The organism is Stenotrophomonas sp. SAM-B (assembly GCF_013387485.1).
GTDB classification, from domain to species: domain Bacteria; phylum Pseudomonadota; class Gammaproteobacteria; order Xanthomonadales; family Xanthomonadaceae; genus Stenotrophomonas; species Stenotrophomonas maltophilia_AA.
In genome coordinates this window covers 56878-74045 of record NZ_JABBXB010000003.1, presented here as the reverse complement: position 1 = coordinate 74045, position 17168 = coordinate 56878, and the positions used below count along the sequence as shown (strand labels likewise).

Annotated in this window: 13 protein-coding genes; 8 read left to right on the top strand and 5 right to left on the bottom strand. The window is 69.1% G+C overall.

The window, feature by feature from the left end; translation table 11 throughout:
• Position 1 precedes the first annotated feature (1 nt).
• Complete coding sequence (locus tag HH110_RS08010; protein WP_342589235.1) at positions 2-1117, bottom strand: HDOD domain-containing protein; 1116 nt, start codon at positions 1115-1117, stop codon at positions 2-4.
• A gap of 287 nt (positions 1118-1404) precedes the next feature.
• Between HH110_RS08010 and HH110_RS08005 the strand changes: the two genes are divergently transcribed.
• Entirely contained in the window at positions 1405-2502 is a 1098-nt protein-coding gene (locus HH110_RS08005; protein WP_176989210.1) for a Glu/Leu/Phe/Val dehydrogenase, read from the top strand.
• 81 nt (positions 2503-2583) lie between these two features.
• On the opposite strand, the gene HH110_RS08000 is transcribed toward HH110_RS08005, so the two are convergent.
• Positions 2584-5451 carry a S8 family serine peptidase gene (locus HH110_RS08000; RefSeq protein WP_176989209.1) on the bottom strand — a complete coding sequence of 956 codons (2868 nt, stop codon included), beginning with the start codon at positions 5449-5451 and terminating at the stop codon, positions 2584-2586.
• A 176-nt stretch (positions 5452-5627) separates the two neighbouring features.
• On the opposite strand from HH110_RS08000, the gene HH110_RS07995 reads away from it, so the two are divergent.
• From HH110_RS07995 to HH110_RS07985, 3 genes are all read left to right on the top strand, one after another.
• Positions 5628-6803: a thiolase family protein gene (locus tag HH110_RS07995; protein WP_176989208.1), complete on the top strand. Its 1176-nt coding sequence runs from the start codon at positions 5628-5630 to the stop codon at positions 6801-6803.
• 124 nt (positions 6804-6927) lie between these two features.
• A complete protein-coding gene (locus HH110_RS07990; protein WP_019183430.1) occupies positions 6928-7269 on the top strand; it encodes a hypothetical protein in 342 nt (113 codons plus the stop codon).
• 150 nt (positions 7270-7419) lie between these two features.
• Entirely contained in the window at positions 7420-7824 is a 405-nt protein-coding gene (locus HH110_RS07985) for a hypothetical protein (RefSeq protein WP_176989207.1), read from the top strand.
• A 67-nt stretch (positions 7825-7891) separates the two neighbouring features.
• Here the strand turns inward: HH110_RS07985 and HH110_RS07980 are convergent, their stop codons facing one another.
• The gene (locus HH110_RS07980) at positions 7892-9523 is read right to left on the bottom strand and encodes an isovaleryl-CoA dehydrogenase (protein WP_176989206.1); all 1632 of its coding nucleotides are present in this window, start codon (positions 9521-9523) and stop codon (positions 7892-7894) included.
• Between the two features lie 109 nt (positions 9524-9632).
• On the opposite strand from HH110_RS07980, the gene HH110_RS07975 reads away from it, so the two are divergent.
• From HH110_RS07975 to pdeM, 4 genes are read left to right on the top strand one after another with little or no spacing between them, the layout of a single operon-like run.
• The gene (locus HH110_RS07975; RefSeq protein ID WP_176989205.1) at positions 9633-10640 is read left to right on the top strand and encodes a ligase-associated DNA damage response exonuclease; all 1008 of its coding nucleotides are present in this window, start codon (positions 9633-9635) and stop codon (positions 10638-10640) included.
• Positions 10637-12241: an ATP-dependent DNA ligase gene (locus HH110_RS07970; protein WP_176989204.1), complete on the top strand. Its 1605-nt coding sequence runs from the start codon at positions 10637-10639 to the stop codon at positions 12239-12241. The genes HH110_RS07975 and HH110_RS07970 overlap by 4 nt, the downstream gene beginning before the upstream one ends.
• 14 nt (positions 12242-12255) lie before the next feature.
• Positions 12256-14703: a ligase-associated DNA damage response DEXH box helicase gene (locus HH110_RS07965; RefSeq protein ID WP_176989203.1), complete on the top strand. Its 2448-nt coding sequence runs from the start codon at positions 12256-12258 to the stop codon at positions 14701-14703.
• Entirely contained in the window at positions 14693-15337 is a 645-nt protein-coding gene (pdeM, locus tag HH110_RS07960; RefSeq protein WP_176989202.1) for a ligase-associated DNA damage response endonuclease PdeM, read from the top strand. The genes HH110_RS07965 and pdeM overlap by 11 nt, the downstream gene beginning before the upstream one ends.
• A gap of 44 nt (positions 15338-15381) precedes the next feature.
• Here pdeM and HH110_RS07955 read toward each other — a convergent pair whose 3' ends face one another.
• Both HH110_RS07955 and HH110_RS07950 read right to left on the bottom strand, forming a co-directional pair.
• Positions 15382-15651, bottom strand: a complete 270-nt coding sequence (locus HH110_RS07955) for a hypothetical protein (RefSeq protein ID WP_176989201.1) — start codon at positions 15649-15651, stop codon at positions 15382-15384.
• Between the two features lie 256 nt (positions 15652-15907).
• A complete protein-coding gene (locus tag HH110_RS07950) occupies positions 15908-17155 on the bottom strand; it encodes an NAD(P)/FAD-dependent oxidoreductase (RefSeq protein ID WP_176989200.1) in 1248 nt (415 codons plus the stop codon).
• Between the last annotated feature and the right edge of the window lie 13 nt (positions 17156-17168).

The window sequence follows — 17168 nt, the reverse complement described above, 5'->3', positions numbered from 1 at the left end:
CTCAGCCGGCCCCGGCAACTTCGAGCTCGGCCTCATCACCGTCCAGGGTCTCCACCGCGCGCCCGTGCACGCGCCGCCAGATCCACTGCAGCGCATGCGGCGGCGTGCCGTCCAGTTGTTCCAGCAGGGCCAGCGCCTGGACCTGGCCGATCTGGCCGTGCCGGCACAGCAGGCTGGCCGCCGCCGCCGCGCGGGCGAAACGCAGGCTCGCCGCCAGTCCACTGCCGCTCTGGCGGATCAAGGCGTCGTGCACGGCCTTGGGCAGCTCCCATGCCGCCGCGATGCGGCTGGCCACCGGCAGCGTCCAGCTGTCGAGCAGGTCCGCCGCCAGTGCACGCGGCGGCGCGGCCACCGACTGCTGCGCACAGGCATCGAGCAGGTGGCGCATCACCAGGGCCGCGCCCAGGCCCTGGGTCAGGCCCAGCCACTGCGCGGCGAAGCCATCTTCGTGGGTCACCGTCCGGGCATGGTCGGCGGCCGCGCGCGAGGCCAGCAGCGCGTGTTCCCAGATCACCGCACTGAACTGCGGAAACGCATCGCACTGCAGCTGCATCACCGGCTGCACCAGCACGGCGCTGATGATCTGGCGGATGCCATCGGTCCCTACCAGGGTGACTGCGCGCTGCAGCGTCTCCACCGGGCGCGCCTGCACCCGGTAGACCGGGCTGTTGGCGATGCGCAGCAGGTTGCCGGTCAGCACCGGATCCTGGCTGATGATCGCGGCCATCGCACGTGCCGATGCATCGCTGTCGTTGACGGTCTGGATCAGCTGCGGCAGCAGCTGCGGCCGGCGTGGCAGGTGCTTGGCCGACCAGTCACGGGCCAGCAGCGACGCCGTGACGGCATCGCGCAGTTCCACTGTGTGCGGGGCCGCGGCATCGGCGGCATCGCCACTGCGGGGGACCAGCGCGAGCGTGTGCAGCCCGGCCTGCAGCACTGCGACCGGATCGGTGCCCGGCGACAGAGCGGCGGCAGGCACTGCCGTTGCCCCCGCCTGCGCGGCGGCGGCACGGCCCCTCGATGGCTGCGCCACGGCACGCCGGTGGCGGACCAGGCCGATTCCCCCCAGCAACGCCAGCACGGCGGCGCTTACGAGCATCACGCCGATCACGCCCACGGCCCTGCACACGCCGGATCCCGCACTTGCCTTGTTGCGACTGCGCCCACGTGATTCTTCCTGCGATGACCGGCCATCCACACCGTTGCCACGGCATCGGCCTGCGCTTCAGCAACTTTAATGACGACGCGACGGGAGAGCCCTGACAACACCCTCCGCCGGAATGCACTAGAATGGCGCCGCGCGACCCGTCCGAGACCCGACGACGTCGCTTTTTTTGTTTTACAAACCACCTTTTGCTGGCGCGTTCACCGCTGTTCGCCACCGTTCGCACCATCGGAGCCACCATGTTATTTGAAACCCTCGAAACCACCGGTCACGAACAAGTGGTGTTCTGCCACAGCCGCGACGCCGGTCTGAGGGCGATCATCGCCATCCACAACACCACGCTCGGCCCGGCCCTGGGCGGTGTGCGCATGCGTCCCTACGCCAGCACCGACGAGGCCCTGGCCGACGCGCTGCGGCTGAGCCGCACCATGACCTACAAGAACGCGCTGGCCGGTCTGAACGTGGGCGGCGGCAAGGCGGTGATCATCGGCGACCCGAAGCGCGACAAGTCCGAGGTGCTGTTCCGCGCGTTCGGCCGTTACGTGGATTCGCTGGGCGGCCGCTACATCACCGCCGAGGACGTCGGCACCGATGTCAACGACATGGAGAACATCTACCTGGAGAGCGAGTACGTCACCGGCGTACACCAGGTGCATGGCGGCTCCGGCGATCCGGCGCCGTTCACGGCGTATGGCGCCCTGCAGGCGTTGATGGCGTCGATGCAGCACAAGCTCGGCCATGAAGAAGTCGGCAAGGCCAGCATCGCGGTGCAGGGGCTGGGCCACATCGGCATGGAACTGGTGAAGCTGCTGCGTGACCGCGGCGCCAAGCTGTACGTCAGCGACCTGGACAGCGCGCGCGTTGAGCGTGCGGTCACCGAATACGGTGCCGAAGCGGTCAAGCCGGAGGATATCTACGACGTCAACGCGGACATCTTCGCGCCGTGCGCGCTGGAAGGCGCGATCAATCCGGATACGCTGCCGCGGCTGAAGTGCAAGATCGTCTGCGGCACCGCCAACAACCAGCTCTCGAGCCTGGAAGTGGGTGACGAACTGCATGCCCGCGGCATCCTCTACGCGCCGGATTACGCGGTCAATGCCGGCGGTGTCATGAACGTCTCGCTCGAGATCGACGGCTACAACCGCGAGCGTGCGATGCGCCTGATCCGCAGCATTTACCACAACCTCGGCCGCATCTTCGCGCTGTCGCAGAGCGAGGGCATCGCCCCGCAGCGCGCCGCCGACCAGATCGCCGAATCGCGCATCCTGTCGATCGGCAAACTGAAGATGCCGCTGGGTCCCAGCACGCCGCGCCGGGGCACCCTGCGCGGCAACTGAGCCGTTGGGTGATACAACGAAAGAGGGCGCGATCATTGATCGCGCCCTCTTTTTTTACACACGTCGCAGTGAGACCGGCTGTCAGAACCCGGCCGAATAGCGCAACTGCACCTGGCGCAGATCGCCCCGCGGGCCGAAGCGCTGGTCGTAGCCGAACGCCAGGCGGCTGGTGCGGCTCAGCCACGACTCCACCGAGAGCCCGAACAGCCCGCCCGAGCGGGCCGGCTGCAACCCGGCCACTGGTGCCCAGGCCTCGACCCCGACGAAGCTGGCGTCCAAGGCCAGGCCGTCGCTGGACAGATGCTGTTGCCACTCGGCATAGCCGCGCAGCGACCAGCCGCCCCAGCGACGCTCGGCACGCAGACCGGCCAGGGCCTGGCTGCGCGTGCTCACGGCATCGTGCGCGCGCAGGCCAAAGCCCATGCCGCCCGCTTCGCTGAAGCCGTCGCTGTCCACCCGGGCGTACTCGGCGCCCAGGTAAGGCGTCAGCGATGCCGTGGCGCTGCCGAAGCGGTAACCCGACTCCACGCTGGCCGCGCTGAAGCTGCCGCCGTAGCGCGCATTGACCCCGTACTGGCCGGCACCCAGCAGCAGTTGGCGATCGATCTCACGGGTGAACTGGCCGGCGCCGATCTGGCCCATCGCATACGCACGGCCGGTCCCCCAGCCCGCATAGACCTGCGCCTGCGATTGACGGTCGCGGCCGCGGTCACTACCCCACTCGCGGCTGCCGTAGCTGCGGGTTTCGCCGAACGCGAAACCGAGCATGCCGTGGCTGCCCAGCGCCATGTCCTGGCCCATCATCCAGCCCCGGGTCGCCACCCCGTTGCCGGCGAAGCTGCCCTGGCCCGCCTCGCCCAACGCGCTCTGCCAGGCACCGCGCAGGCGCGGCGCGGCCTGCACGTCACCCACCCGTGCCGACAGCGCACGACGGTTCATGTCGATGCTGTCGAAGGTCGCCGCCGTCGCCAGCGCATGCGCCTTGCCGGACAGGCTGTCCAGGCTCGCCTGCAAGGCGTTGGCCCCGTCGACCTGCTGCAGCTGGCCGGCCGCGTCCGCGAACCCGTCCAGCGCCGCCCCCTTGCCATCGAGCACCTCGAACGCGGATTCCACGCGCGCCGCCGACGCCAGGGCGGTTCCACCGAGGCCGGCCTGCAGGCTCGCGCTGGTCACGTTGATGCGGTCGGTGACCAGGGTGACGTCGTTGTTCGCATGCAGCAGGCTCGCCTGGAGCAGGGTGCCGGGCGCCAGCCCGTTGGTGACGCTGGCGAAGGTGCCGGTCACCCCACCATCGGCATGCAGCAGCGGCTGCGTGCGTCCGTCCTGGGGCACGTAGCCGCTGATGATGCTGTCCACGCGCACCGTGCCGGCCAGCGTGGCGCTGCCGTTCACCATGAGCGGGTTGGCACCCAGTGCGACCACCAGTTGCGCGCTGGCACGCTGGATGTAGTTGCCTTCGATGACCGCATCGATGTTGTCGCTGCGCAGGATCACGCTGGCGCCATTGTCCACGTTGCCGCTGACCCGCGTCGTGCCGTTCATGAACTGCAGCGCCGCAGCATTGGGATTGCCCGCCTGCGGCGCGATGAGCACGTTGGACCGCAGCGACGCACCGCCGCGCAGCGCGAGGGTGCCGCGCTCGATGATGGTGTCACCGGTGTAGGTATTGGCGCCGGCCAGGGTCAGCGCACCCGCACCCTGCTTGGTCAGCCCGCCGTTGCCGCTGATGTCGTTGCTCCACACCGAATCCAGCCCCAGCGTGGCGACATTGACCGTCACATCGCCCCAGTCCAGCCTGGCCGGACCATTGATCGCCTTGGCGATGTTGAGCAGGCCGTAGCCGAACGTCCGGTCCACGCCGGCCGCGCCGAGATCGGTCGCGGTGCCCAGCAGCGTCTGGCGCACCAGGTCGTTGGTGAAATACGGATATTTCTGCCACACCAGCGCCGCCGCGCCGGAGACCAGCGGCGCCGCATAGGACGTGCCCGAGCCATAGTAGTACTCCGGCGTGCCGCCCTTGTTGGCCGGATCGACATAGGCCACCGTGCCCGGTGCGGCGAGGCAATACTGCGCCGCGACGCCGCAGGCGTTGGCATACGAAGCCAGCTTGCCCGGGTCTGCGGTATCGACGGCGGTCACGCTCAGCCAGCCGCGTTCCAGATCCGCGGCGGGCAGGCTGCCGCCCGGACCGACCTGGCTGGGCAGCGCCGCCATGCTGGAGGGATTGGGCTTGCTCTCGTTGCCGGTGGCGAACACCACCAGGCCGCCGTTGCTGATGATGAAGGGCCGGTATTCCTGGGCGATCGGCGCGGTGGCCGACGGGTTGGTCCAGTACAGGCCACCCCACGAGTTGTTCATGATCTTGACGCCGGCCGCGATCAGGTCCTGATGCACGCCGTCCAGGCCGATCGCACCGGTCACTTCGTTGCCACTGCCTGAGCCGTCATCGACGGGACGCTTGTCGGCGATGATGCGCGCCGAGACGATCTGCGCTTCGCTGGCCACGCCGCCCGGCCAGCTGCCTACCCGGCGACCGGCGGCCAGTTCGGCGACGACGGTGCCGTGGCCGACCACGTCGTCCACATTGACGTTGTTCACGCGCGGATCGACGTAGGTGTAGTTCGCCAGCACCCGCCCGCTGAGCGCGGGATGCTCACGGTTCACGCCCGAATCGACGATGCCGATGCGCACGCCGGCACCGGTCCAGCCGGCGGACTGCGCCGGCCCCGCCTGGACGATGGCCAGGTGCGCGTCGATCGCCGGCTGCGGCGTCGGCGCCGTGGTCGGCGGTGGAGAAGGTGGCGTGGTGGGGGGCGGCGACGGGGGCTGGGTCGGAGGCGGCGACGGCTCCAGATCCCCGCGGACATTGCTGCCTCCGCCTCCGCAGGCACTCAATGCCAACGCCAATGCCGCGGCCAAGGCCGACCTGCCGATCACAACCTGCTTCATCCCTGCTCCCCTTGTGAATGGACCTTCCCCACCTGCCTGCCTCCCGGGCAGACACCGGCGGTCAATGCCGACCCTCTATACTGGACCGACCCCCACGCAGTCTGCCGGGAAATGCGTCGGCTTCCAACGCCCGCGTTCCCATTCCGCTCTTCGCTCACGCACCAAAGAGATTGCACATGTCCAACATCGTCATCGCCGCCGCCAAGCGCACCGCCATCGGCTCCTTCCTGGGCCAGTTCAACGGCGTGCCATCCCCGACCCTGGGGGCCACCGTGATCGCAGCGGCCCTGGAGCAGTCCGGAGTACCGGCTGCGGACGTTTCCGAAGTGATCATGGGCTGCGTGCTGCCGGCCAACCTCGGCCAGGCGCCGGCCCGCCAGGCCGCGATCGCCGCCGGGATTCCGGTCTCCACCGGCGCCACCACCCTCAACAAGGTGTGCGGCTCGGGCATGAAGGCCATCATGCTGGGGCATGACCTGATCAAGGCCGGCTCGGCCAGCATCGTGGTCGCCGGTGGCATGGAGTCGATGTCCAACGCCCCGCACATGATCCCCAACTCGCGCACCGGCAACCGCTTCGGCAACTTCCAGGTGATCGACCACATGGCGCACGACGGCCTGGTCAATGCCTACGACGGCAAGGCCATGGGCGAGTTCGCCGAATGCACGGTGGAGAAGTACCAGGTCAGCCGCGAGGACCAGGATGCCTTCGCCATCGAATCGGTCCGCCGCGCGCAGGCCGCGCAGGCCAATGGCGCCTTCGACGGAGAAATCGTGCCGGTGAAGGTCAGCACCCGCAAGGGTGAGGTCGAGTACGCACAGGACGAACAGCCGAGCCGCTCGGACATCGCCAAGATCCCGACCCTGCGCCCGGCGTTCAAGAAGGACGGCACGGTCACCGCCGCCAGCTCCTCGAGCATCTCCGACGGCGCCGCCGCGGTCGTGCTGCTCACCGAGGAGGACGCCGCCGCCCGCGGCCTGCAGCCGCTGGCCCGCATCGTCGGCCACGCCACCCATTCGCAGGCGCCGGAGTGGTTCACCACCGCGCCGATCGGTGCGATCCACAAGCTTCTGGAAAAGACCGGCTGGACGCTGGACCAGGTGGATCTGTTCGAGATCAACGAAGCCTTCGCCGTGGTCGCGATGGCGCCGATCCGCGAGCTGGGCATTCCGCATGACAAGGTCAACGTCAATGGCGGTGCCTGCGCATTGGGTCATCCCATCGGTGCGTCGGGTGCACGCTTGGTGGTCACGCTGGTGAACGCGTTGCGCAAGCGCGACGCCAAGCGCGGAATTGCTACCCTGTGCATTGGCGGCGGCGAAGCAACCGCCATCGCTATCGAATTGATTTGATTTGGTTTAACGCGCATTTCTCAAAACTGAATGCGCGATCGCTTGACAGCCAATCGTGGCTTGTCATCATGTTGCCGGGCGCGCAATAGCGCGTTGCCTAATCTAACGACGAGGATTCACAACAATGAGCATCAACAAGCTGCTGATCGCAATGGCCCTGGGCCTGGCTCTGACCGCCTGCTCGAAGCAGGAGCAGGCTGCTGACGCTGCCGCTTCGGCCAACGAAGCCGCCGCTGACGCCCAGGCCGCTGCTGACCAGGCCGCTGCTGCTGGCGCCCCGGCTGCTGACGCTGCCCAGGCTGCTGCTGACACCGCCACCACCGCTGCTGACGCTTCGGCTGATGCCGCTGCCCAGGCTGCTGGCGCTGCCACCGACGCTGCTGCTGAGCAGGCGAAGGACGCTGCCAAGACTGCGGAAAACACCGCTGAGCAGGCCAAGGACGCTGCTGAAGAAGCCAAGAAGTAATCACTTCTTTCTTCAAGCAAGTCTGAAGAAGCCGCTGGTTCGCCAGCGGCTTTTTCTTTGGGTGTTCTTTGCCGCGCTGCCGCGCGCACCGCGTCTTCACAGGCGCATGAATAGGCTGGCCTCCCATCCATCGCCGTTCTGGAGCGCCACATGAAGATCCGTCCGCTGACCACCTCCCTGCTGGCCGCTTCCCTGCTGCTCGGCCTGGCCGCGTGCAAGGGCCCGGAGGCCGAACAGGCCCGCCGTGACGCCGCGCAGGCCGCCGACAGCACCAATGCCGCCGCGCGCGAAGCCGTCGACAAGGCCGCTGCGGCCACCCGCAGTGCTGCCGACGATGCCGCGGCCGCCTCCGAGCGCGCTGCCGCCGATACCCAGCAGGCACTCGACCGCGCTGCTGCGGCCACCTCCGAGGCTGCCGGCGAAGCCAAGGTCGCCGCCAAGGATGCGGCTGCCCACGCCAGCGAGTCCACCGCCGATGCCGCGCAGAAGGTCGCCGACAAGGCGCGCGACGTCGCCGACGATGCCAACAAGAACGCCAACGAAGCCAAGCGCTGAGTCCGGCCGCCCCTTCAAGTGCATCACGTCGGTCACGACGCCCCCTCCCTTGGAGGGGGCGTCTGCGTTATGGCAGTGCGCGGCCCAGCACGGCGCCGACATCGATATCCGCCGGCAGCGTGCCGAAGGCCATCCCGTGCTCGGCCCCGAGCCGTGAACGGATGAAGACGGAGGTGTTCGGACTCTGCGCCCGCAGCAGTACCGCGGCCTGCAACAGCAGCGCCAGGCGTTCGGTGATACGGCGGGCCTGTGCCTGCTCCGGCGTGGCCGCGAGCTGGACGCGCAACGCCCGCAGTGCGGCGTCATAGATCGCATCGGCACCGGCCACCGCATTCAATTCCGCATCCAGCGCGTGCAGCACCTGCGGTTCGCGTGACAGGGCACGCAGTACGTCCAGGCACTGGATGTTTCCGCTGCCTTCCCAGATCGAATTCAACGGCGCCTGCCGGTACAGCCGCGGCAGCATCGACTCCTCCACATAGCCCGCGCCGCCGAGGCACTCCTGCGCTTCATTGACGAACATGGCCGCACGCTTGCACACCCAGTACTTGCCCACGCCCGTGGCGATGCGCGCGAACGCGGCCTGCTGCGGATCGGCCGCGGACTGGTCCACCGCGCGTGCCACACGCATGGCGAACACCGTGGCCGCTTCGGATTCGATCGCCAGATCGGCCAGGACGTTGGCCATCAGCGGCTGCTCGCTCAGCCGCGTGCCGAAGCTGCTGCGGTGCCGTGTGTGGTGCAGCGCCTGGGCCAGGGCCATGCGCATCTCGGCGGCGGCACCGAGCATGCAGTCCAGCCGCGTCATCATGACCATCCCGATGATGGTGGCCACCCCGCGCCCTTCTTCGCCGACACGCTGCGCCCAGGCACCGCACAGCTCCACCTCGCTGGAGGCGTTGGACCAGTCGCCAAGCTTGTCTTTCAAGCGCATCAGCCGGAACGCGTTGCGGTCGCCATCGGGCAGGCGTCGCGGCATCAGGAAGCAACTCAGGCCTCCCGGCGCCTGCGCCAGCACCAGGAAACCATCGGACATCGGCGCGGAGAAGAACCACTTGTGGCCGACCAACGCATAGCTGCCATCGACCTGGGGCTCGGCCCGCGTGGTGTTGCTGCGCACGTCCGAGCCGCCCTGCTTCTCGGTCATGCCCATGCCCAGGGTGATCCCGGCCTTGTCCGCGATCGGCACGTCACGCGGGTCGTAATGCGGGGCCGCCGCCTTGTCCGCCCAGGCGGCGAGCGACGGATCCTGGCGCAGCACGGCGACGGCGGCGTGGGTCATCGTCAGCGGACAACTGGTCCCCGCCTCGGCCTGGTGATGCAGATAACTCAACGCCGCGCGCGCGACATGCGCACCCGGCCCACCATCGTGCCAGGACAGCCCGGCCACGCCGTGCGTCTTCGCCGCCGTCATCAGCTGGTGGTACGCCGGATGGAACTCGACCGTATCGATGCGATGGCCCTGCGCATCGTGGGTGCGCAGGCGCGGCCGATCGCGATTGGCGTCGAAGCCGATCCGGTACAGCTCATCGCCGGCGAGGCCGCCATAGCGCGCCAGCTGGCCCGCGAACGCGGCGCCTCCTTCGCGCTGCACTGCCTCGGCCAGTGCGACGTCGTCGGCCCATAGATTGCGCCCCCCGAAAGGTGGCGGCTGGTTGCTCACCTCGTGCGTTTCGAACGCGGGCAGTGCTGATGTCATCACGGCGAGCTCCTTGCAGACAGATGCACCGATTCTGCCGCATCCCCCTGCAGGCCGCCGTTCATGCGGATTCTCACCTCCTGCACGAGCCCGGCGGCACAGTGCAGGCATGAACGCGGATGCCGACAACGACGACCTGGTGGTGCTCCGGCCCGAGGGGCTGTACTGCCCCGCCGGTGATTTCCACATCGACCCGTGGCGACCGGTGCCGCGGGCGGTGATCACGCACGGCCATGGCGATCACGCGCGCAACGGCATGGGCCACTACCACTGCACCACGCAGACCCTGCCGATCCTGCGCTGGCGGCTGGGCGATGTGGACTGCAGCGCACACGCGTACGGTGAACGCTTCACCCTCGGCGACACCGAGGTCTCCCTGCATTCGGCCGGGCACGTGCTCGGCTCGGCCCAGGTGCGGATCGCGCATGCGGGGCGGGTCTGGGTCGCCTCGGGCGACTACAAGCGGCAGCACGATCCGAGCTGCGACCCGTTCGAGGTGGTGCCCTGCGACACCTTCATCACCGAGGCGACCTTCGGCCTGCCGGTGTACCGCTGGCCGGACACGTCGCAGGTCGCGGCGGACATCGTGGCGTGGCGGCGCGAATGCGAAGCGCGCGGCGAGGCGGCCGTGCTGCTCTGCTACGCGCTGGGCAAGGCACAGCGGATCCTGGCCGAACTGCTCCCGCTGGATACGCAGCCGGCGCTGCTGCATGGTGCGATCGCCACCGGCGTGGCGGTCTACCGCGAGGCCGGGATTCCGATGCTCGCCACCGAGCCGGTCAGCGAGCAGGCGCGCGGTGCGGAGTTCGCCGGCAAGCTGATCCTGGCCCCGCCCTCGGCGGCGGGGAGTGCGTGGATGCGCCGCTTCAAACGCGCGCAGCTTGGTTTCGCGTCGGGATGGATGCGGGTGCGCGGCAACCGCCGCCGCCGCAACTACGACCGTGGCTTCGTCGTCTCCGATCATGCCGACTGGCCCGACCTGCTGCGCACCATCGCCGAGACCGGTGCCCGCCGCGTCATCGCCACCCACGGCAACACCGACGCGCTGATCCGCTTCCTGCGCGAGCGCGGCGTCGCCGCCGAGGCCTTCGCCACCGGCTACGGGGACGAAGAATGAAACGCTTCGCCGCGCTCTACAGTGAACTCGACCGCAGCACTGCCACCGGCGACAAGCGCGCCGCGCTGGTGCGCTACTTCCAGCAGGCGCCCCCGCACGACGCGGCGTGGGCGCTGTTCCTGCTGGCCGGCGGCAAGGTCACCAGCGCGCGCCGGAAGATCGCCGGCAACGCCGAGCTGCGCGCGTGGGTCGCGGAGATCTCCGACACGCCAACCTGGCTGGTGGACGACAGCTACGACCAGGTGGGCGACCTGGCCGAGACGCTGACCCTGCTGATGGACGATCCGCTGCAGGTCGGCGCGGATATCGCGCTGGCCGACTGGATCGAGCAGAAACTGCTGCCGGTCGCCAATCAGCCCGAACCGGTACGCCACGCGGCCATCACCGGGGCGTGGCAACAGCTCGCCTTCGACGAGCGGCTGGTGTTCAACAAGCTGCTGACGGGTGCGCTGCGCGTGGGCGTCTCACAGCGGCTGGTGCAGCAGGCACTGGCGGAGTGGTCGGGGATCGATATCGCGCGCATCGCCCAGCGCATGCTCGGCAGCTGGGTGCCGACGCCCGGATTGCTGGCGGCCCTGCTGTCACCCGAAGAGCGCCCTGAAGATCGCCAGCAGCCCTACCCGTTCTTCCTGGCCTCGCCGCTGGAGGCGGAGGTCGACACGCTTGGTCCGATCGAAGACTGGCTGCTGGAATGGAAGTGGGACGGCATCCGCCTGCAGGTGCTGCGCCGCCAGGGCGAGGTCGCGCTGTGGTCGCGCGGCGAAGAGCGGCTGGACGGCCGCTTCCCTGAAATCGACGCGGCGGCGATGGCGTTGCCCGATGGCTGCGTGATCGATGGCGAGCTGCTGGCCTGGGCCGACGGCGACGCACTGCCGCTGCCGTTCACCGCGCTGCAGACCCGCATCCAGCGGCTCAAGCCCGGGCCGAAGACACTGCGCGATACGCCGGTGCGCGTGCTCGCCTACGATCTGCTCGAGCTGGGTGGTGAAGACCTGCGCGCGCTGTCGCTCGCGCAACGGCGTGCGCGCCTGGCCGACGTACTCGCCACGCTGGACGACCCGCGCCTGATGCTGTCGCCGGAGGTCAGCGTCGCGGACTGGAGCGCCGCCGCCCGGCACCGCGATCTCGCCCGCGAGCGTGGTGTGGAAGGGTTGATGCTCAAGCGACGCGATTCGGTCTACCAGGCGGGACGCCGGCGCGGCGACTGGTGGAAATGGAAAATCGATCCACTGACCATCGATGCGGTGATGATCTATGCGCAGTCCGGTCATGGCCGGCGCAGCACGCTGTACACCGATTACACCTTCGGGGTGTGGGATGGCGAGACCCTGGTGCCGGTGGCCAAGGCGTACTCTGGCCTGGACGACAAGGAAATCCTCGCGCTGGACCGCTGGATCCGCGCTAACACGATCGAACGGTTCGGGCCGGTGCGCAGCGTCCGTGGCGAGCAGGTGTTCGAACTCGGCTTTGAAGCGGTGAACCGCAGCAAGCGCCACAAGTCCGGCATCGCGGTGCGCTTCCCCCGCATCCTGCGCTGGCGGCACGACAAGCCGGCCAGCGAGGCCGACACCCTGGCCCAGCTGCAGGCGCTGGCGCGGTGACGCGACGGGAGGCCATGGCCCGCCTGACGGCGTGGTTCGCCAGCCGGGGCTGGGCGCCGCTGCCCTTCCAGAAAGCGATGTGGCGGCACTATCTGGCCGGCGAGTCCGGCCTGCTGCACACACCGACCGGCAGCGGCAAGACACTGGCGATGTTCGGCGGTCCGCTGCTGCAGGCGCTGCACGATCCGCCGCCACGGACGACCCGCGGCCGTGCGAAGACACCGGTGCCGGTCCTGCAGGTCCTGTGGATCACGCCGCTGCGTGCGCTGGCCGCCGACACCGCGCGCGCGCTGCGTGAGCCGCTGGACGCGCTCGGGCTGGACTGGCAGGTGGGCCTGCGCACCGGCGATGCCAGCGCGCGCGACAAGCGCCTGGCGCGCGAGGGCCGGCTCGATGTGCTGGTGACCACCCCGGAGTCGCTGGCGTTGCTGCTGAGCTATCCCGACACGATGGCGCGCCTGCAGCACCTGCGCTGCGTGGTCGTGGATGAGTGGCACGAACTGCTGGGCAACAAGCGCGGCGTACTGCTGCAGTTGAACCTGCGCCGCCTGCGCGATGCCCTGCCCACCCTGCAGGTGTGGGGGCTCTCGGCGACGCTCGGCAACCTGGACGAGGCGCGCGATGTTCTGCTGCCGGACGTGCCCGACGCGCCGCTGGTGGCCGGCGCGCGGCCGCGCCCGGTCAGCGTGGAGACGCTGCTGCCGGCCCAGGGCGAGCGTTTCCCGTGGGCCGGTCATCTGGGCCTGTCGCAGCTGCAGCGTGTCCTGGAAAAACTGCTGGCGGTGCGCACCAGCCTGCTGTTCACCAACACGCGCGCCCACGCCGAACTGTGGCACCAGGCACTGTCGGCGGTGTGGCCGGAAGATCCGGATACCCTCGCCCTGCATCACGGCTCGCTCGACCCGGCCCTGCGCCGCGCCGCGGAGCAAGGCCTGCGCGAAGGCCGGCTGCGCTGCGTGGTCGCCACGTCCAGCCTTGATCTTGGCGTCGACTTCCCCAGTGTCGACCAGGTCCTGCAGATCGGCAGCCCCAAGGGCATTGCCCGGCTGCTGCAACGTGCCGGCCGCGCCAGACATCGCCCCGGCGAATCCGGGCACATCGTGTGCGTGCCCTCGCATGCGCTGGAGCTGGTCGAGTACGCCGCGGCGCGACGTGCGCTGGCCCAGGGCCATATCGAGGCCCGCCGGCCGCTGCGGCTGTCCCTGGACGTCCTGGCGCAGCACGCGGTGAGCTGCGCGCTCGGCGGTGGCTTCGATCCCGAGGCGCTGTTCGCGCAGGTGCGACGCACGCATGCCTTCGCCGCACTGGACCCCGCGCACTGGGAGGGCGTGCTGGAGTTCATCGTGCAGGGCGGTCGCGCGCTGTCGCAGTATCCGGATTTCCACAAAGTCGTGCGCGATGAAGATGGCATTTACCGCGTGCATGACCGTCACGTCGCGCTGCGACATCGTTTGTCGATCGGCACCATCACCAGCGATGGCAGCGTCATGGTGCAGTTCCTTCGCGGCGGCCGGCTCGGCGCGGTGGAGGAACAGTTCCTCAGCCGGCTGCGCCCGGGGGATCGCTTCCAGTTCGCCGGGCGCCTGCTCGAACTGGTGCGCCTGGAGAATCTGACCGCGTACGTGCGACTGGCGCGCGGCGGCGACGGTGTGGTGCCTCGTTGGCAGGGCGGGCGCCTTCCGCTCTCCGAGGCGCTGGGGCATGAAATGGAAGCGGTGCTGGCCCGCCCGCCGGAGAGTCCGGAGATGCAGTGGCTGGCGCCGCTGCTGTCGCTGCAGGCGCGCCTGTCCGCGTTGCCCGCGCCCGAACTGCTGCTGGTGGAACACGTCCGCCGCCGCGACGGTCAGTTCGTGTTCGTGTACCCCTTCGCCGGCCGCCAGGTCAATGAAGGGCTGGCCGCGTTGATGGCGATGCGCTGGACGCGCCTGCAGACCAATACGTTCGGCTACGCGGCCAACGACTATGGGTTCGTGCTGGCGCCGGCCCGTGCTGTCGAAATCGATGCCGCGCGCGTGCGCACCCTGCTGGAACCGGAAGGACTGCTCACGGATCTGCGCGAGAGCCTCAACCTGGGCGAACTGGCGCGACGCCAGTTCCGCGACATCGCGCGCGTGTCCGGCATGCTGGTGCCGGCACTGCCTGGCCGTACGCCACGCAGCCTGCGCCAGCTGCAGGCCTCCAGCGGGCTGCTGTACGACGTGCTGCGCCAGCATGATCCGGATCACATCCTGCTGACGCTGGCCGAACACGAGGTGCTGCACGATCAACTCGATCTCGACAGCCTGGCCCGTGCGTTGGCGTCCTGCCAGGCTCGCACGTTGAGCCTGCAGCACCCCAGCAGCCTGGGCCCGCTGTCCTTCCCGTTGTGGGCCGAACGACTGCGCGGCCAGCTCAGCAACGAAGACTGGAAGACCCGCGTCCTGCGCGCCGCACAGCAACTGGAGAAACGCCATGGCGCCTGAACTGCCGATCACCCTCGCCGGCGAAACCGTCCAGCTGCTTGGCGCGCGTGCGCTGCATTGGCCCGCGCGTCAGGGCCTGCTGATCGCCGATCTGCATCTGGGCAAGGCGGACCTGTTCCGGCGCTCGGGCATCGGCCTGCCCAGCGGGGGCACCTCCGATGATCTGCAGCGCTTGGGCACGATGGTGCAGCAGCACGCGGTGCGCCAGCTGTGGATACTCGGCGATGTACTGCATGGCGCTGCACACCGCGCCGCGTGGTACCGCCAATGGCAGGGCTGGCGCGAACAACATCCCGGGCTCTGGATCGGCGCGCTGGAGGGCAATCATGACCGGGTGCTGCCCAAAGCCGATCTCGGCATTGAACTGCTGGGTGAACGTGTCCAGGAGGGACCGTTCCTGCTGCGTCACGCACCGCAGCGTCACCCCGGCCTGCACGTGGTGTGCGGCCACCTGCATCCACTGGCCAGGCTGCCGGGCATGCAGCGGCGCTGGCCATCGTTCTGGCTTCGCGAGGGAATGACGATCCTGCCCGCCTTCTCAGGATTCACCGCAGGTATCGCGCCGGTGCTGGGCACGGGCGAAAGACTGGTGGCCTGCGTCGAAGACCAGGCCATCGCGTTGCCGGCGCGCTAGGTCGAGCAGCGCGCGACAACAGTCACTCAGTCAACGTATGTGGATCAGGCCGCCGAGACCAGCAGGTCCGGCATCAGCCGGATATCCGGCGCGTGCGGATTGGGCCGCACTGGTTGCCGCTGGATCGCGGTCAACATCTCGTGGGCGGCGGCACGGATGCGCGGATGGTGCTCCGGCGCGGCGTGCGTGATGAGGCTGGTCACATGGAACTCGAACACGTCTTCCATCACGTCCGGCTGATCCTCATGCAGCATCTGCAGTAGTCCGCGCAGTTTGCGGATTTCACTTTCCAGAGTTTCGGCCGAGAACAGCATTTCAATCTCCTTGGGTTGCGATCGGTCCACCGGACCGTAGGTCGCAAACGCAGCACCACCCTACCACCCGTCAGTCGCGGGCCTCCAAGCGATCAGGAATCGGACACCGCTTCGGCGTGAGCAGCACGGGGCGCAGGAAGAAAAGCCGCGTACGCTGCGTTTGCCACGCTGTTGTCCCATGCCGACGGTGAGTCCACCGTCAATGAATGTTATTCACGTCCTCACATCGGCGCGCAGGCACCGCTACGCCGCGTTGTCAGCTGATGCCATCGGGTGCGTGCAACGCGCGCATCGCCTGCGCGAAGCCGGGCGACAACGGCAGTCTGCCGAGCCAGCCGTGCTGCGTGCCGCTGAGCACGCGGAGCATGTGCCCGCGCCCGCCGGGCACGCGGCCCATCGGCTGGAACAACAGATCGCGTGCGCGCGCCCAGCCGTCGCGCTCGGACTGGAACAACGGCGTCAGCCAGCGGCTCCAGTACTGGTAGATCGCGACGTGGGCGCGGCGCTGCGCCTGGTAGGCCTGCAGCGCGGCGTCGTGATCGGCATGCGTGCGCAGCGCATCGCGCAGGGCCATCGCGTCCATCAGGGCCATGTTCACGCCCTGCCCCAGCTGCGGACTCATCGCGTGGGCGGCATCGCCGACCAGCACCAGCCGCTCGCGATGCCAACGCGAGAGCACCGCATCGCGATAGCCGGCGCGGGCCAGTTGCGCCGGTCCGGTCACGCCGGCGAGGCGCTCATGCGCCTGCGGCCACAGCGCGGCGACCTCATCGAGCCAGCGCGCCATGCCGTCACGCTCCCATTGCGCGAACCGGTCGCGGGGCAGGCTCCAGAAGAAACTCAGCTGTGGCGTGTCGTTGCCCGGTCGCGTCCCCACCGGCAGCAGGCCGATCATCCTGCGCGCGGCCACGTAGCGCTGCCGCAGTTCATCGATGTGCGGCCAATCGGCGCGCGGCAGCAGGCACCACAGCGCGCCCCACGGGTACTCGCGGTCCAGCACCGTGCCCTGCACCTGCGCGCGCAGCGACGAGGCGGCGCCATCGGCGGCGATCACCAGATCGTAAGGGCCATGCCAGTGCCCGTGTGCGTCGCGCAGGCGCCCCTGTGCGGCGTCCACCGCGACGATGGCGGTGTCGGCCTGCAGGTTGCCCGGGTGCTCCCACGCGTCGGCCAGCAGCGAGAACAGCGCGCCGCGCTGCATCCCCACACCGTGCAGCGATGGATCCAGGTCGGCATAGCGCATGTCCATCACCGCGCGTCCGCACGGGGTCTCGCCGTACAGCCGGCGCACGGCGGCGCCATGACGGAGCACCGCCGGCAGCAGCTCCATCTGCCAGAGCACGTCCAGGCCGCTGGGCTGGAGCAGGAACCCTGCCCCGACCGGACCGGGCGTGGCGGCACGCTCGAACACGTGCACGTCGTGATGCTCACGTGAAAGCAGGATCGACAAGGCTTGGCCAGCCGTGCCGTAGCCGACGATGGCGATGGTGCGACGAGGGGTCATGCGCGGCCTCACT

Coding starts and splice junctions, on each gene's coding strand:
- HH110_RS08005 (WP_176989210.1), top strand. CDS start 1,405: ATGTTATTTGAAACCCTCGAAACCACCGGTCACGAACAAGTGGTGTTC.
- HH110_RS08000 (WP_176989209.1), bottom strand. CDS start 5,451: ATGAAGCAGGTTGTGATCGGCAGGTCGGCCTTGGCCGCGGCATTGGCG.
- HH110_RS07995 (WP_176989208.1), top strand. CDS start 5,628: ATGTCCAACATCGTCATCGCCGCCGCCAAGCGCACCGCCATCGGCTCC.
- HH110_RS07990 (WP_019183430.1), top strand. CDS start 6,928: ATGAGCATCAACAAGCTGCTGATCGCAATGGCCCTGGGCCTGGCTCTG.
- HH110_RS07985 (WP_176989207.1), top strand. CDS start 7,420: ATGAAGATCCGTCCGCTGACCACCTCCCTGCTGGCCGCTTCCCTGCTG.
- HH110_RS07980 (WP_176989206.1), bottom strand. CDS start 9,523: ATGACATCAGCACTGCCCGCGTTCGAAACGCACGAGGTGAGCAACCAG.
- HH110_RS07975 (WP_176989205.1), top strand. CDS start 9,633: ATGAACGCGGATGCCGACAACGACGACCTGGTGGTGCTCCGGCCCGAG.
- HH110_RS07970 (WP_176989204.1), top strand. CDS start 10,637: ATGAAACGCTTCGCCGCGCTCTACAGTGAACTCGACCGCAGCACTGCC.
- HH110_RS07965 (WP_176989203.1), top strand. CDS start 12,256: ATGGCCCGCCTGACGGCGTGGTTCGCCAGCCGGGGCTGGGCGCCGCTG.
- pdeM (WP_176989202.1), top strand. CDS start 14,693: ATGGCGCCTGAACTGCCGATCACCCTCGCCGGCGAAACCGTCCAGCTG.
- HH110_RS07955 (WP_176989201.1), bottom strand. CDS start 15,651: ATGCTGTTCTCGGCCGAAACTCTGGAAAGTGAAATCCGCAAACTGCGC.
- HH110_RS07950 (WP_176989200.1), bottom strand. CDS start 17,155: ATGACCCCTCGTCGCACCATCGCCATCGTCGGCTACGGCACGGCTGGC.